Annotated in this window: 14 protein-coding genes; 10 read left to right on the top strand and 4 right to left on the bottom strand. The window is 42.1% G+C overall.

What is annotated here, in order from left to right; all coding sequences use genetic code 11:
* The first annotated feature begins 3 nt into the window (after positions 1-3).
* On the top strand, positions 4-2,880 hold the full coding sequence (uvrA, locus tag C6Y07_RS10255; RefSeq protein ID WP_060597368.1) for an excinuclease ABC subunit UvrA: 2,877 nt from the start codon (positions 4-6) through the stop codon (positions 2,878-2,880).
* A 227-nt stretch (positions 2,881-3,107) separates the two neighbouring features.
* Here uvrA and C6Y07_RS10260 read toward each other — a convergent pair whose 3' ends face one another.
* Positions 3,108-3,338 carry a hypothetical protein gene (locus C6Y07_RS10260; RefSeq protein WP_034660106.1) on the bottom strand — a complete coding sequence of 77 codons (231 nt, stop codon included), beginning with the start codon at positions 3,336-3,338 and terminating at the stop codon, positions 3,108-3,110.
* Positions 3,339-3,533: 195 nt separating this feature from the next.
* Between C6Y07_RS10260 and C6Y07_RS10265 the strand changes: the two genes are divergently transcribed.
* The 5 genes from C6Y07_RS10265 to C6Y07_RS10285 all read left to right on the top strand — a co-directional run bounded on the left by C6Y07_RS10265 (position 3,534) and on the right by C6Y07_RS10285 (position 9,511).
* Complete coding sequence (locus tag C6Y07_RS10265; protein ID WP_034660105.1) at positions 3,534-3,869, top strand: magnetosome magnetite crystal formation protein family; 336 nt, start codon at positions 3,534-3,536, stop codon at positions 3,867-3,869.
* An 11-nt stretch (positions 3,870-3,880) separates the two neighbouring features.
* On the top strand, positions 3,881-4,972 hold the full coding sequence (locus C6Y07_RS10270) for a DUF4097 family beta strand repeat-containing protein (RefSeq protein WP_106156659.1): 1,092 nt from the start codon (positions 3,881-3,883) through the stop codon (positions 4,970-4,972).
* Between the two features lie 6 nt (positions 4,973-4,978).
* Positions 4,979-5,173, top strand: a complete 195-nt coding sequence (locus tag C6Y07_RS10275) for a PspC domain-containing protein (RefSeq protein WP_060597366.1) — start codon at positions 4,979-4,981, stop codon at positions 5,171-5,173.
* Positions 5,174-5,560 carry a phage holin family protein gene (locus C6Y07_RS10280; protein WP_024423577.1) on the top strand — a complete coding sequence of 129 codons (387 nt, stop codon included), beginning with the start codon at positions 5,174-5,176 and terminating at the stop codon, positions 5,558-5,560.
* Between the two features lie 93 nt (positions 5,561-5,653).
* A complete protein-coding gene (locus C6Y07_RS10285; RefSeq protein WP_106156661.1) occupies positions 5,654-9,511 on the top strand; it encodes a lamin tail domain-containing metallophosphoesterase family protein in 3,858 nt (1,285 codons plus the stop codon).
* Positions 9,512-9,544: 33 nt separating this feature from the next.
* Here C6Y07_RS10285 and C6Y07_RS10290 read toward each other — a convergent pair whose 3' ends face one another.
* From C6Y07_RS10290 to nagA, 3 genes are read right to left on the bottom strand one after another with little or no spacing between them, the layout of a single operon-like run.
* A complete protein-coding gene (locus C6Y07_RS10290) occupies positions 9,545-10,270 on the bottom strand; it encodes a GntR family transcriptional regulator (RefSeq protein WP_066031698.1) in 726 nt (241 codons plus the stop codon).
* Between the two features lie 24 nt (positions 10,271-10,294).
* Positions 10,295-11,020, bottom strand: coding sequence for a glucosamine-6-phosphate deaminase (gene nagB / locus C6Y07_RS10295; protein WP_066031699.1), 726 nt, complete (start codon positions 11,018-11,020; stop codon positions 10,295-10,297).
* Entirely contained in the window at positions 11,020-12,210 is a 1,191-nt protein-coding gene (gene nagA, locus C6Y07_RS10300; protein ID WP_066031700.1) for an N-acetylglucosamine-6-phosphate deacetylase, read from the bottom strand. The genes nagB and nagA overlap by 1 nt, the downstream gene beginning before the upstream one ends.
* 177 nt (positions 12,211-12,387) lie before the next feature.
* Between nagA and hprK the strand changes: the two genes are divergently transcribed.
* From hprK to ppaX, 4 genes are read left to right on the top strand one after another with little or no spacing between them, the layout of a single operon-like run.
* A complete protein-coding gene (hprK, locus tag C6Y07_RS10305) occupies positions 12,388-13,320 on the top strand; it encodes an HPr(Ser) kinase/phosphatase (RefSeq protein WP_003212943.1) in 933 nt (310 codons plus the stop codon).
* Positions 13,321-13,331: 11 nt separating this feature from the next.
* Positions 13,332-14,156 (top strand): prolipoprotein diacylglyceryl transferase, encoded by an 825-nt coding sequence (gene lgt, locus C6Y07_RS10310; protein WP_106036488.1) that lies wholly within the window; start codon positions 13,332-13,334, stop codon positions 14,154-14,156.
* Between the two features lie 20 nt (positions 14,157-14,176).
* The gene (locus C6Y07_RS10315) at positions 14,177-15,121 is read left to right on the top strand and encodes a nucleoside recognition domain-containing protein (protein ID WP_060597362.1); all 945 of its coding nucleotides are present in this window, start codon (positions 14,177-14,179) and stop codon (positions 15,119-15,121) included.
* Positions 15,118-15,768 (top strand): pyrophosphatase PpaX, encoded by a 651-nt coding sequence (gene ppaX / locus C6Y07_RS10320; protein ID WP_106030541.1) that lies wholly within the window; start codon positions 15,118-15,120, stop codon positions 15,766-15,768. Before C6Y07_RS10315 ends, ppaX begins: the two co-directional genes overlap by 4 nt.

Below are 15,768 nucleotides of genomic sequence, written 5' to 3' on the forward strand. Positions count from 1 at the left end.
CTGATGGCTATGGAACGAATAGAGGTGAAAGGTGCTAGAGCCCACAACCTTAAAAATATTGATGTGAATATCCCGCGTGACCAGCTAGTGGTCATCACGGGTTTATCTGGTTCAGGAAAATCGTCTCTTGCCTTTGATACCATTTATGCAGAGGGTCAGCGCAGGTACGTTGAATCTCTTTCAGCGTATGCGCGCCAATTTCTCGGTCAAATGGATAAACCGGATGTAGATGCCATTGAAGGTCTTTCCCCGGCGATTAGTATTGACCAGAAGACGACGAGCCGGAACCCTAGATCAACGGTTGGAACCGTTACTGAAATCTATGATTATTTACGTCTCTTGTATGCTCGAGTCGGGAAACCTATTTGTCCGATACATGGAATTGAAATTACGTCCCAAACGATTGAGCAGATGACAGATCGTATTTTAGAATATCCAGAAAGAACGAAATTGCAAGTGCTTGCTCCGGTTGTATCTGGCCGCAAAGGAACACATGTCAAAGTACTTGATCAAATTCGAAAGCAGGGCTATGTTCGAGTAAGAGTCGACGGAGAGATGGAAGATCTGTCAGAAGAGATCGAGCTTGAAAAGAACAAGAAGCATTCCATTGAAGTCGTGATTGACCGAATCGTGGTGAAGGAAGGCGTTGCGGCTCGGCTGTCTGACTCCCTTGAAACGGCGCTGCGACTAGGTGAAGGCCGTGTGATGATTGACGTGATTGGACAAGAAGAGCTGTTATTCAGTGAACATCATGCTTGTCCGCACTGCGGATTCTCTATTGGTGAGCTTGAGCCGAGAATGTTTTCATTTAATAGTCCTTTCGGTGCCTGCCCGAGCTGTGATGGGCTTGGCTCTAAACTAGAAGTTGACCCTGAGCTCGTCATTCCTAATAAGGATTTGACGTTACGACAGCATGCTATTGCCCCATGGGAGCCGCAAAGCTCACAATACTATCCTCAGCTTCTTGAGGCAGTATGTACACATTACGGCATCGACATGGACATTCCAGTGAAGGATATACCGTCGCATTTATTCGATAAAATTTTATATGGCAGCGGCTCTGAACGGATTTATTTTAAATATGAAAATGATTTTGGTCAGGTACGTGAAAATGAAATTGAATTTGAAGGCGTTCTTCGTAACATTGAGAGACGCTATAAGGAAACCAGCTCTGATTATATTCGTGAGCAAATGGAAAAATATATGGCCAATCAGCCATGTCCGACATGTAAAGGATATCGTCTGAAAAAAGAAACGCTTGCGGTTCTGATCAATGGCAAACATATCGGAGAAATCACTGATTTGTCTGTCTCTGATGCCCTTGATTTATATGGTGAAATCGAGTTGTCTGAGAAAGATTTGCAGATTGCCCAGCTCATTTTACGTGAAATCAAAGAACGATTGTCTTTCTTAAATAATGTGGGATTAGATTACCTCACATTGAGCCGGTCAGCGGGCACACTATCCGGCGGAGAGGCGCAGCGGATTCGTCTGGCGACTCAAATCGGGTCAAGGCTGACAGGTGTTCTTTATATATTAGATGAACCATCCATTGGTCTGCATCAGCGTGACAATGACCGGTTGATCGGGACATTGAAAAACATGCGTGACATCGGGAACACCCTCATTGTCGTAGAGCATGATGAGGATACGATGCTGGCCGCTGATTATTTGATTGATATTGGACCTGGAGCAGGAGTTCATGGAGGAGAAGTGATTTCAGCTGGGACGCCGGAAGAAGTCATGAAGGACAAGAAATCTTTAACAGGACAATATTTATCGGGTGAGAAATTTATTCCGCTGCCGATCGAAAGAAGAAAGCCTGACGGCCGCTACATTGAGATCAAAGGTGCAAAAGAAAACAACCTGAAAAACGTCAATGCGAAGTTTCCTCTAGGCGTCTTTACAGCTGTGACCGGTGTGTCCGGCTCAGGGAAAAGTACGCTTGTGAATGAAATTCTATTAAAATCACTTGCGCAAAAACTGCACAGAGCGAAGGCGAAGCCAGGACAGCACAAAGAGATCAAAGGAATGGATCACTTAGATAAGGTGATTGATATTGATCAATCTCCAATCGGCCGTACGCCGAGATCCAATCCAGCTACGTATACAGGCGTATTTGATGATGTGCGGGATGTGTTTGCACAAACCAATGAAGCAAAGGTACGAGGCTATAAAAAAGGCAGATTCAGCTTTAACGTCAAAGGCGGACGCTGTGAGGCGTGTCGTGGAGATGGCATTATTAAAATCGAAATGCACTTTTTACCTGATGTGTATGTGCCTTGTGAGGTGTGCCACGGGAAACGTTATAACCGCGAGACACTTGAGGTCACATATAAAGGGAAAAACATTGCCGATGTCCTTGAAATGACTGTGGAGGACGCACTCCAATTTTTCGAGAATATCCCGAAAATTAAGCGGAAACTTCAAACGATTTTTGATGTTGGGCTAGGATACATTACACTTGGACAGCCTGCGACGACATTGTCCGGGGGAGAGGCGCAGCGTGTGAAATTAGCATCTGAGCTTCACCGCCGTTCAAACGGAAGGTCTCTTTATATTTTAGACGAGCCGACAACAGGTCTGCATGTGGATGATATTGCCCGTTTATTAAAAGTGCTTCAGCGTTTGGTCGAAAACGGAGATACGGTGCTAGTGATTGAGCATAACCTTGATATTATCAAGGCTGCTGATTACCTCGTTGATCTCGGACCAGAGGGCGGTGCAGGCGGCGGAACGATCATTGCCTCTGGGACTCCTGAGCAGATTGCAAAAGAAGAAGCTTCTTACACTGGTCAATACTTGAAGCCTATTTTAGAACGAGACCGTGAACGAATGAAACAGTTGGTCAAAGAAACAGAAAGTGTAACGTCATCATAAAAAAACCCTCGTTAAGAGGGGTTTCAGATTGTTGACAAAGGGCTAAAATGATGTTTATTTTAGCCCTTTGTCTTCTTTTCAGTGTGATAGAAAACCTTTGAAGTCTAGGAAGGATGAGCACTGGCGCGGAGCGAATTTGACATTCGGGAGCACCAGCGCGCAGTCCTGACAAAAAATGCGAGGGTTTGCCTACACGCTGAAACCCCTCGTTAAGAGGGGTTTTTCTTTTATTGCGCATCTTCCTTCGGCATTAAATGACTGAGTTGCGTTAAATCCTTTAAAATATGGGTGCTGCTGCTGTCGAGCAGTACTTTTAAATAACGGATATCACCATACTTTGGATGAGACGGATGAATGGTCTCAAGCTCCCTGATCATATCGCTGTTCATGCTTTTCTGTTTCTGTATAAGGTCTAAAAGCGTTTGAGCCGTGTGGTTAGTATTATGATGATCTGTCAAAATAATTACCCCCTATAATGATAATCACCATCTTTTCAACATATTTTAAAGGGTAATCCGTGAAGAATCTATACTTAGGTGCAAAAAGATATAATTTGTGTCTAAGGTCATATGTAATTCGAATGATTTTGAAACTTTTGATACGCAATAAACGTATGAGTGAGAAAGGAATTTTCATCATGAAGGAGCGAATATATGAATAGAGATCAGTCGATCATTGCATCTATTTGTTATTTTAGTGTATTTTTTATGCCGTTTATTGTACCGATCGTGGCATATTTTGTAGTTGATCAAAAGGAAACGAAACGGCACGCGATGCGGGCATTGTGGTCACACCTTTTGCCAGTCGCAGCGTGCGTGATACTGGTTTTTGGATCTATCCCATTTTTATTGGCGACACAGGCAAGTGACTCACTTATTCCAGTGATCACGATGCTCATCTTGTCCTTTTTAGTCGCCATTGGCTTTTTGATCTCTGTCATTTGGAATATCATTCAAGGTATTAAAGTACTTCAATCCATCAAATCGTAGGAGGGCTTTGTATGAATGAAAAAGAACGCATTTTAAAATTAGTAGAAGACGGGACATTATCGGCAAAAGAAGCGATTACGCTGCTTGAAAAACTAGAAGAAAGTCAGTCTGTTTCATTAGAAAAGTCTACAGCTGATCACACCTTTCATGAAGAAAAAGTTGGCACAGAGAGCAAAGGAACTGGTACTGAAAATCTTGGTGCAAAGCTGTTTGGCTGGTTAGATTCTGCGGTGAAAAAGGTGAAAGACGTAGATCTTGATTTAAACTTTGGACAGTCGGTCGACGTTGAGCACATTTTTCAGTTCAAAGACGCCACGCTCTCTCATTTAGATATTCAATTGGCGAACGGCAGTCTCAATGTGATGCCTTGGGACGATGGGGATATTCGTGCAGAGTGCCATGCGAAAATCTACCGTGCAGAGGACGGAGAGCAGGCAAGACAGCAATTTCTCAATCAATTGGACTGCGGCCTGGAAGGGGATAAATTTTTTATACGGACCGAAAAGAAGACGATGAAAGTCAATGTCACTTTATATGTACCTCGTATCGAATACGATAAAATCAAGGTTAAACTGTTTAATGGTCCGATTCGCGGGGAAAAGCTAAAGACAAAAGAACTTGCTGCGAAAACCACCAATGGTGTTGTCTCTTTTGCCTCGTTACAGGCAGAAAAGGTCGGAATTGAAACAGCAAACGGACAAATTAAACTGGCGGATCACGAGTGTGGTATGATTGAAGTAGAAACCATCAATGGGCTCATTGACCTGCGCGGGAAAAGTGAATCAATTGATGCCCAAAGCTTTAACGGAAACATTGCTGTTCAGCTGTCGGATGAAAAGTGCCGTTCCATTTATGCGAAAACGACAACAGGCAGTGTGGACGTCCAGATCCCGCGTACGTGTGCAGTGACCGCTGAACTGAAAAGCAATCTTGGGTCTATTTCTCATGATTTGCTTGATGCAGAGATGATTAAAGAGAAAAATGAAACATTACAAAAAGAGAAAATGATCAAAGCCAATCAACAGGCAGTGAACAGTATATCCATTTTTGCAGAAACAAAAACAGGTTCAATTCAAGTAAAGCACCAATCAGACAAGGAGTGATTCTACATGAAGAAGCTTTATCGTTCAGCAACAGATAAAAAAATAGCGGGTGTTGTTGGTGGACTTGCCGAATACTTAAGTGTCGATGCATCCCTGCTTCGCATTTTAACGGTCATCATCGGATTTTTGACAGCATTTATGCCTATCTTCCTGGTCTACTTCATCTGGTATTTTGTTGTTCCGGAAGAAGGCACTAACTAAATGCTTAGATGGATCGTCAGTATTTTAGTAAATGCATTACTTTTAATCGTCATTGCTGGATATTTTGATTCAGGCATTCTGCCAGGGCTCGGAAGCGTATATATTGAAGGGTTTGGGGCAGCCATTGTCGCAAGTATCATTTTATCCTTGCTCAATATTTTAGTGAAGCCGTTTTTGATCATTTTAACGCTTCCAGTAACCGTCCTTTCACTAGGATTGTTCTTGTTTGTGATTAATGCCATCACATTGATGATGACATCGAGCTTTATGGGTGATAGTTTTAACATTGATGGGTTTGGAACGGCCATTTGGATGGCTGTCATTTTATCCATTTTCCATCTGTTGATACAAAAAGGAATTGTGGAGCCGTTAGCGAAAAAAAGCTAACGGTTTTTTTGTACCATTTTGTATCGTTTCTCCGTTTCATCTGTCATAAAAACTTCCTTCAGGAGACACAATATCCGAAGGAGGCGGTGCACGATGGTGAACGTGAGCAGACAAATCATGCTTTTATGTTTTTTTATCATTCTTTTTTGTTTCAATCAGCCTGCTTCAGCAGGGCCTTTTATTCAAACACAAGTCAATATACCGGACAAGCCTTTTTCTCCTTTTATCTTTGATCGATTTCATGTGGATGTCCGTCCAGTTCTAGGGGAAAAAAGCCGTGATCTCCAGTTTCGTGCGTCTATTACGGATCCGGAACAAATTTTGTCTGCGAACTTGTACTATAAACAAAGTGATGAACTAGGGTACCGTTTGATCCCAATGGAACGGTTACCAGGTATGAAGCCAGAATTTACAGCGAAAATTCCGCCAGATCAATTATGGAATTCAACCGTTCGTTACTATACAGAGTTTCTTACGCAAAAGTCCGTGATCAAAACGGCAGAACAATCTGTCCACTTAAATGGATTTGAAGAGGATCTTTCTCGCATTCCGGACTTAGTCATCACGGAAATTGTTGTCAATTCAAAGAATCGCAAAGGCAAAGATGCCTTTGAATTTATCGAGGTGTATAACACGACACATGAGCCAATCTCTCTTAAACATTATCAACTTCGCTACCGCAATCCTGCACAAGGAACTGAAATGGATGATGTGTATTCCTTTCACGCAAATCCAGTCACCATTTCACCTGGAAAACCTTATGTTTTCTGGCTGAGGAAAAAAGGGCAGGAGCATTTAACTGTAGCGGACTTCAATGCCATGTACAAAAGTCAATTAAAAGAGGGTGAGCATGTATCTGTCATCGAGAGCAAAGGGCTGTCCAACTCTAAATCTCGTCTTGTTTCAATCACAACAAATATAGGGGAGGAGATTTCTTCAGCAGCATTTCGTTTGAAGCCATCATGGTTTAGTGAGCATAAATCTTTGCTGTTTAAATATCCAATGGACGGTACTTCGCAAATGAAGCTGATCTCGAAAATTGAAGAAGAGCCTACGCCTGGAAAAGTGCTAAAAGCACAAATTCCATCTGAGAAAAAAGAAATTTCTCAAGATATCCATAAACCTGTGATTGAAGATATGACAGTGAGGAAACCAGTGAAACCAACTGAAAGCATAGAGATTAAAGCGGATGTACAGGATGATCAGGCCGTCAAAACCGTCAAGCTTCGCTATCGAACAAATCGGAAAGATGATTTCAAGGAAATACTGCTTCAAAAAGATCATAACGACCGGTTATTTCATCATATTATTTACTCACCCGAGTTGATTGGTAAAGAACAATTGGAATATCAGCTTGAAGCGTCAGACGGCGAAAATACAGCAATGACGATGAAAAAAATGATTGATGTGGAGCAGGTTAGCAAAGCCCACGGCCTTCGATTCAATGTAGAAGAAGGAGATACGGTTTCAGGATTATTTCCATTAAAGGCAACGTCTGATCGGAAAAAAAGCATTGAATTATTGATAGATGGAAAGCGGAATCAGCAAGTATTTTCTGCCCTTGAAGCAGATCCATATATCGCATTTGATGTCAAAGGGACAAATTTATATTTTAAAAATGGTGTGTCCATAGGTAAGCACTTACTTTCTATTTTTGATGATTCGACAAAAGTGTATCGTACCTATACAATGCCAATACCAGAAGCAGAGATGAAAAAAGCAGGTCCCCAAACGATCTCCTTCCATGCTGGAACGAAGTCTTCTCCAGTAGATCGGCTGCCTGGAGAGAATCACGATGATTTTGAATTAAAAAACGTCCGGATGATCCTGTCGAATGGAACACAAATTCCTCCAATCAATGCAAAGCCGCAAAAAGAATGGAAAATGGGAGACAGCGGTAACGCCAAAAAGGTAAGAATATTTCAATTTGAAATTTCAAAAGAAGCTTATGTTTCAACCTATATGAAGTGGGACACAAGAAGGCTGAAAGAGGGGCCACATTTGATTGAGGCCAAAACCTCAGACGAGCATGCATCTGTACATGTGAATGTCGATAACACAGGTCCGAAAATCAAGACCAACGTTCAAACAAAGGATCCATATAAAGGTGCCTTTACGTTAAAAGCAAAGGTAACGGATCGTTGGAGTGACATAGAGGAGATGAAGGCATATGTAGATGGCAAGCCAATTTCCTTGCCATATCAGACGTCCTCTAGCGAATTAAACCCTGGTGAGCACACATTGACAATTAAAGCAAAAGATGCCGCAGGGAACATGTCGACGTTGAAAAAAGAATTCAAAACGGTACATGAACACCCTGAGACACCAGAACGAGTAGCAGATAAGACGAAAATGAAATCGTCTAAGCAAACTGTGCTCACCAAGGATCCAACGAATGATAAGCTGGATTACTCCTTTTACCGTGCCTACCAATATACATCGCTGCATCCATCAATGAAGATTTTGAAATATGCAGCGGATACAGAACCGCCAAAAAGCTTTAACGAAAAAGGAGAAATGATCTTTTCTAATCAAGAAAGGAATCGCATTGCATTTGCTGATGGTAAGTCAGTTGAAACGAAGGATTTACATCGTTTTCCCTATCATCGTTTTCAAATCAAGGTTCATCAAGATGTACGTGAAAAGGATGTCGTCGAAGCGATGTGGAAAGGGAGTTCATTGTCAGGGAGAAAGGTGACCATGTATGCATGGAATCATCAGCAAGAAAAGTGGGATAAAATCACTCATCATTTTGCTAAAGATCAAAAAGAATTTTACCTGAAAGGACTGCTGTCAGTAAGACAGTACATGAAGAATCATACGTTTGATTTGCTTGTACAGGATGAAATCAGCAAAGCGCAAAAGCCATATAAGATGGTTTGGATGTCTGACACACAATATTATGCAAAGAGCTATCCTCATATCTTTAAACAAATGGTCGAGTGGATCCGAGACCAGAGGGAGAAGTTAAACATTCAATATGTGTTCCATACAGGTGACATTGTGGATGATTCAAAGGATAAACAATGGCATCGTGCCGATACGTTTATGCGTGTGTTAGATGAGCATCAGATTCCTTACGGTGTTTTAGCAGGAAATCATGATGTTCGACATAAGGACGGCTTATATGCGGAATATGGGAAATATTTCGGGGAGAAACGCTTTGCAAATAAACCTTACTATGGTGAATCCTATCAAAACAATCGAGGTCATTATGATCTCATCTCTGCCGGTGGCAATGATTATATGATGGTATACATGGGCTGGGGGATTAAGCAAGATGAAATTGATTGGTTAAACCGTGTGATTTCTGAGCATCCAGATCGCATCGTCATTTTAAATTTCCATGAGTATTTGTTGGTGAGTGGCAACCGCAGCCCGATTGGCGACCTCATCTTCCATCAGGTGGTGAAACGCCATCCCAATATTGTGGCAGTATTTAGCGGCCATTATCACGGAGCAAGCAGGAAAGTAGATGAGCTTGACGATGACCAGGATGGCAAAGTAGACCGGAAAGTATATCAAATACTCGCTGATTATCAGTCAGGACCTGAAGGTGGACAAGGGTTTATGAGGCTGATAACAGCCGATCAAGAAAAAAACCAGCTTCATTTTACGACGTACTCACCTTATATGAATCAAGAGCATTTCTATGATCCTAAAACGTATGGAGATCAGGATGAATTTTCAATTGATGTGGATTTGACGCCGAAAATGAAATCTGTTAAAACCAATTATTTTGAACTTAATGTCTACACAAATGTCCTGATAGGAGAGGCACGCGGTGTAAAAAGCGGCAAAAAAGCAAGCTTTGAGTGGAAAGGCTTAAGGCCAAATGAAGACTATTATTGGTACACTGTAGCAAAAGATCGTTTTCAAGGAAAAGCAATTTCGCCTATATGGAAAATTCATACAAAAGATGATCGTGAAGCAACATTTCTTAGGAAATAAAAAACAGTGCTCCTCCTTTTATGAGGGCACTGTTTATCTTTCCATTGTATGAATGAGCTTGTAACGATCCCCTCTATACACGGAGAGAACATACTCAAACGGAATGTCATTCTGAAAATAAGTCGTTCTTGCGATTGAGAGCACGGGATCGCCTGTTGAAATAGACAGCACGTGTGCTTCTTCCTTTGAAGCTACATTCGCTTCAAGCTCTTGTTTTGCATGAGCAATTGCAAGGCCTGTTTGAGTCTCTATATATTCATATATAGAGCCAGTTAAATGTTCCTTTGTTAAATCTCCTGCAAATGCTTCAGGGATATAGCTCGTTTCAATCGCCATCGGTTCATCATTTGCAAGGCGTATCCGTTTGAGTTCAAAGATAGCATCGCTATTTGACAGTTGTAAGACAGGCAGTAAGTGCTCTGGACATACGGTTTTTTTGAAGTCAATCAGCTGGCTTGAAGCTTTAAGCCCACGCTGGCGCATATCCTCTGTAAAGCTTGTTAAGCCTTGAAGCGGCTGTTCAAACTTTTTTCGGCTAACAAAGGTGCCTTTTCCTTTTTGTCGATACAAATATCCTTCGTTCACAAGGTTCGATAAGGCTTGTCTGACAGTCATTCGACTTATATCAAAGCGTTCGGCATATTCTCTTTCAGAAGGAATGAGTGTATCAGGTGCTAATGTTCCATCCTCAATCTGTTTTTTCAAGTTCTCCATAATCTGATGGTACATCGGAATAGGTGACTGCTTATCAATAAACATGTGAAAATCCTCTCGTGTTTAGCTTTAGCGTAGTGAACCAGCTTCTCGATCAATCAAAATTGTCACATCTTCATGAAGTTTCAGAGCAGATGCTGGGAAGTCTGGATGTATCTCAGTCTGTTCTAAATATTGTATCACTTTCGCTTTTGATTTTCCTGATGCAAGAAGGAGAATCTTTTTACTTGAAAGAATGCTTGCAATGCCCATGGTAATGGCATGTGTAGGCACCTTATCAATAGAAGAAAAGTATCTTGCATTGGCCTCCCGGGTGTTTTCATCTAGTTGCACGACATGAGTCTTTGAGTTAAATGGGGTACCGGGCTCGTTAAAACCGATATGTCCATTTTGACCGATTCCAAGAAGCTGAAGGTCGATGCCGCCTATATCTTGAATGAGCTGATCATATCTTAAGCATTCTTTTTCTAAATCAGGTGCAGCGCCATTTGGAAGGAAATACTGATCCTGAGGGAGATCAATATGATCAAATAAATGACGTTTCATGTAGGTCATATAACTATTTTCATGATCTGGATCAAGTCCTGCATATTCATCTAAGTTGACTGTTTTTGTTTGTTTGAAAGACAATTGGTGTGCTTGATGAAGGTGAATTAACTCTTGATATGTATCAAGAGGTGTACCGCCCGTTGCTAGGCCAAGTACTGCATCTGGTTTAGAAGCGATTGTGCGTGCGATAAGGGCTGCTGCTTCTTTTCCTAATTGTTCTTTATCTTCAAATTCGATGATCTTCATTAGTGGTTGGCCTCCTTTTTCTCAAAGACGATTTGTCCACGGCAGATCGTCATCATTAGTTCGCCAGATTGATCCCAAATCACAAGGTCTGCTTGTTTTCCAACTTCGATCGAACCGAGCTGCTGGTCAAGTCCTAGCTGAATGGCTGCATTGGTTGAGGTCATCTTCGCTATCTCTGTCCATTCACAATGTGTAATCTGTTTCATCCGTTTGACGCCATCTTTCATTCTCAGGATCGATCCTGCAAGTGTACCATCTGAGAGTAATGCTTTTTCGCCGCTGACTGTGACTGTTTGACCGCCAAATTCGTACGTCCCATTCCCGAGTCCTTTTGCGCGCATCGAATCTGTAATCATGATCAAACGATCACTTCCTTTTGCCAAATATGCAAGCTTGATGGAAAGTGGATGGGAGTGAATCCCATCTGTAATCAGCTCAGTATGAAGATTCTCGTTCGTAAGAGCAGCCCCAACAGCGTTTGGTTCACGATGTTGAAATGAACTCAGTGCATTATAAAGATGCGTGACATGGCGTGCACCATGATTAGCTGCTAATTCAATCATGTCATGATGGGCATTCGTATGTCCAATAGAAGGAATGATGTTTTTTTCTTGCAACAGAGAAAGAAAAGCAAAGTCAGGGTCTTCCTCAGGTGCAAACGTGACAATTCGAATAAGCTGTTGAGAAGCATCCAGCCATTTTTCAAAAAGAGGGAGATCGGGCTGCTTTATCCATTGAACAGGCTGTGCCCCTGCTTTATCTTTAGAAATAAAAGGACCTTCAAGATGGATACCTAAACATTGTGCCTGAACTCCTGCTTGTTCTTCATTATAATGTTTCCACTGAGCGACATTTTTAAGTGCTTGCTCAATCTCATGATGGTTTTGAGTGATGGTTGTTGCTAAAAAACTTGTCGTTCCTTCTGACGGTAAGTAGTCAGCGAGTGTATTCATGGCTTCTGATGTCGCATCCATCATGTCTGCTCCATATCCGCCATGGATGTGAATATCAATCATTCCGGGAAGTAAATAAAAGTTTTCCCGGGAAATATATACTTTTTCATAATTTCCTGTCGGTGGTGATGTTGAAATATAGTCAATCTTGCCGTCGCGTAAACCGACAAAACCGTTTGCAATCATTTCAGTCTTTGTCACAATATGAATATTGGAGAGCAATAAAGAGCTGCTCATGATTGTGCCCCCTTTAGTCATTGTCTTTGACTTAGTTTACCCTTTTTAAGTATAGTTGTCTATACCAGTGAAACAGATGAAACAGGATCAGGATAAAATACTGTTTTGGGATCATCATTGAAAGTGATAAAATAGAGCTGTATTTCTGAATCGCCTGTGATAAAAGGAGGAAGAAACGTGCCGAAAGTTCGTACGAAGGACATAATGGAACAATTTCATCTTGAACTGGTAAGTGGGGAAGAAGGGATTAATCGTCCCATTACAATCAGTGATCTTTCCAGACCAGGTATTGAAATGGCTGGTTATTTTACATATTACCCAAAAGAAAGAGTTCAACTTTTAGGGAAAACAGAGCTTTCTTTTTTTGAACAACTCCCAGAACGCGAACGAAAGCAGAGAATGATGTCTCTTTGTACAGATATTACCCCTGCAATTATTTTGTCACGAGATCGTGAAGTGCCGAAGGAATTAATTGAAGCTTCAAATGAAAATGGCGTCCCTGTGTTACGATCAAGCCTAAAAACGACAAGACTTTCGAGTCGGTTGACCAACTTTTTAGAAAGTAAGCTTGCACCAACGACCGCCATTCATGGCGTGCTCGTAGATGTATATGGTGTAGGTGTATTGTTAATTGGAAAAAGCGGAGTAGGAAAAAGTGAAACAGCCTTAGAATTAGTGAAGAGAGGACACAGGCTGGTCGCAGATGATTGCGTGGAAATCCGTCAAGAGGATCAGGATACGTTAGTTGGAAGCGCACCAGAGCTGATTGAACATCTTTTAGAAATCCGTGGACTAGGCATCATTAATGTGATGACCTTATTTGGAGCCGGTGCTGTCAGAAGCTATAAGAGAATTACGATTGTGATGAACCTTGAGCTTTGGGAACAAGGCAAACAGTACGATCGTTTAGGACTTGAAGAAGAGAAGATGCGAATCATCGATACAGATGTACCGAAGCTGACCATCCCTGTCCGGCCAGGACGAAACTTAGCGGTCATCATTGAGGTGGCTGCGATGAACTTCAGGTTAAAACGCATGGGACATAATGCGGCGGAACAATTTACAAGTAAACTTGCCGATGTCATTGAAGACAATGGCCAGGATGAATAGGAGTTGTCTATATGAACGAAGCGATTCAGCCAATTGATCCGATTGCTTTTCAGCTCGGACCTATTTCGGTTCATTGGTATGGTGTGATCATTGGGGTCGGAGCCTTGCTGGGACTCTGGCTCGCACTGAGAGAATGTGAGAAGAGAGGAATCAATAAAGATACGTTTATTGACTTAATCTTATTTGCGATTCCAATAGCCATTATTTGTGCACGAATTTATTATGTATCCTTCGAATGGGATTACTATCAGCAGCATCCAAATGAAATCATTAAGATTTGGAATGGCGGAATTGCTATTCATGGCGGGCTGATAGGTGCTGTGCTGACAGCGATCGTCTTTACAAAAGTGAAAAAGGTGTCCTTCTGGAAAATAGCCGATGTAGCAGCACCTAGTATTTTACTAGCGCAGGCAATTGGTCGCTGGGGGAACTTTATTAACCAGGAAGCGCATGGTGAGGCTGTTTCAAGAGCCTTTTTAGAGAATTTGCATCTGCCAGAGTTTATCATTAATCAAATGTATATTGATGGGACCTATTATCACCCAACGTTCTTATACGAATCATTATGGAATCTTGCCGGTGTTGTGATCTTGATTTTATTACGCAGAACATCGCTGCGCAGAGGCGAAATCTTCTTGTCTTATTTAATCTGGTATTCAATCGGTCGTTTCTTCATTGAAGGGATGAGAACGGACAGCTTGATGCTGACAGAACATCTACGAATCGCTCAAATGATTTCGATTGCCATTTTTGCAGTGGCTGTTCTGCTGATGATCTTTAGAAGAATGAAAGGATACGCATCGATTCCTTATAAAGAGAACAACTCATCGAATTAAGCAGGGGGGGATCAGAAGAGATGGGAGAGACATGGAAAAGCGGCTTAAAAGCAGGGCTATCGACAACTTGGACACTTGGAAAAGTCATCTTTCCGGTTACCATTCTCGTCAGTATCTTGCAGCATACGCCTGTTATGAATTGGATCATACAATTCATACGGCCATTTATGGGGTTGTTTGGTCTTTCAGGAGAAGCGGCCATTCCGCTTGTATTAGGAAATGTGCTGAACTTGTATGCGGGCATAGCCGCCATTCTGACACTAGATCTTCCTGTGAAGGAAGTGTTCATTTTGGCCGTGATGCTGTCCTTTTGCCATAACCTGATCATCGAATCGACAGTGGCAGCAAAGGTTGGACTCAGAGTGTCTATCATTTTGCTGGTCAGAATCAGCCTTGCTGTTATTTCGGCTATTGTCATTCATCTCGTTTGGCAGGGAGGCCAGGAGCCGGCACAATATGGACTGCTGACGGCAGCTCAGCCGGCTGATGTGCCTTCCAGCTGGTACATGATTGTCCTTCTCGCTTTACAAAAAGCCGTACTCGGTGTGGTCCAGCTCGCCTGTATCGTCATCCCTCTCATGATCATCATTCAATTCATGAGAGATTTAGGATGGCTCCATACGCTGTCTAAGTGGCTGTCTCCATTTACGAGAATGCTTGGAATGAAAGAAAATACGTCGATGACAATGGTAGCTGGATTAACCATCGGTCTGGCATACGGAGCCGGCGTGATGATGAAGGCAGTGGAAGAGGACGGCGTGAGTAAAAAGGATTTAACCCTTGCTTTCATTTTCCTTGTTGCCTGCCATGCAGTGGTCGAAGATACGCTGATATTTATTCCACTTGGGATTCCTGTGTGGCCGCTTCTTGTCATCCGTCTGATATCTGCTATTTTATTAACAGCTGCCATTAGCTATATTTGGCGGAAGCGGGAGCTTGCAGCTGTTAGAAAGGAAGCCATATGAACGAATCAACTATTAACACCGTGCTATTTGATTTAGATGGCACATTAATCAATACGAATGAATTAATTATTGCTTCATTTCAACATACGCTTGATCATTATTATCCTGGTCAGTACAGCCGTGAAGAGATCCTTCATTTCATTGGTCCATCATTGTTTGATACATTCTCTGCGATGGACCCTGAGCTAACGGATGATATGATTCAGATGTATCGAACGTTTAATCATCAACAGCATGATCTGCTTGTGACTGAATATGAGACTGTTTTAGATACATTGAAAGTCCTGCAGGATCAAGGATTTAAACTTGGGATAGTCACAACAAAAATACGTGATACGGTTTTAATGGGTTTGAAGCTGACAGGTTTAGAGCCATTCTTTGAGGTGATTGTGACGCTCGATGATGTCCAAAATGAGAAGCCGCATCCAGAACCTGTCCAGCTGGCATTATCCAAGCTTGGCAGTGATCCGCATGAAGCGGTGATGGTCGGCGATAATTATCACGATATTTTGTCTGGTCAAGCGGCAGGGACAAAAACAGCAGGTGTTGCTTGGACGATTAAGGGAGAAGAGGCCCTTTTAAAGCATCGCCCTGATTTCATGCTGAAGAAAATGAGTGATCTCCTGGCGATTGTTGGAGCTGATTGA

The sequence above is a fragment of the Bacillus sp. LNXM12-1 genome (genome assembly GCF_003004375.1).
Classification (GTDB): Bacteria; Bacillota; Bacilli; order Bacillales; family Bacillaceae; genus Bacillus.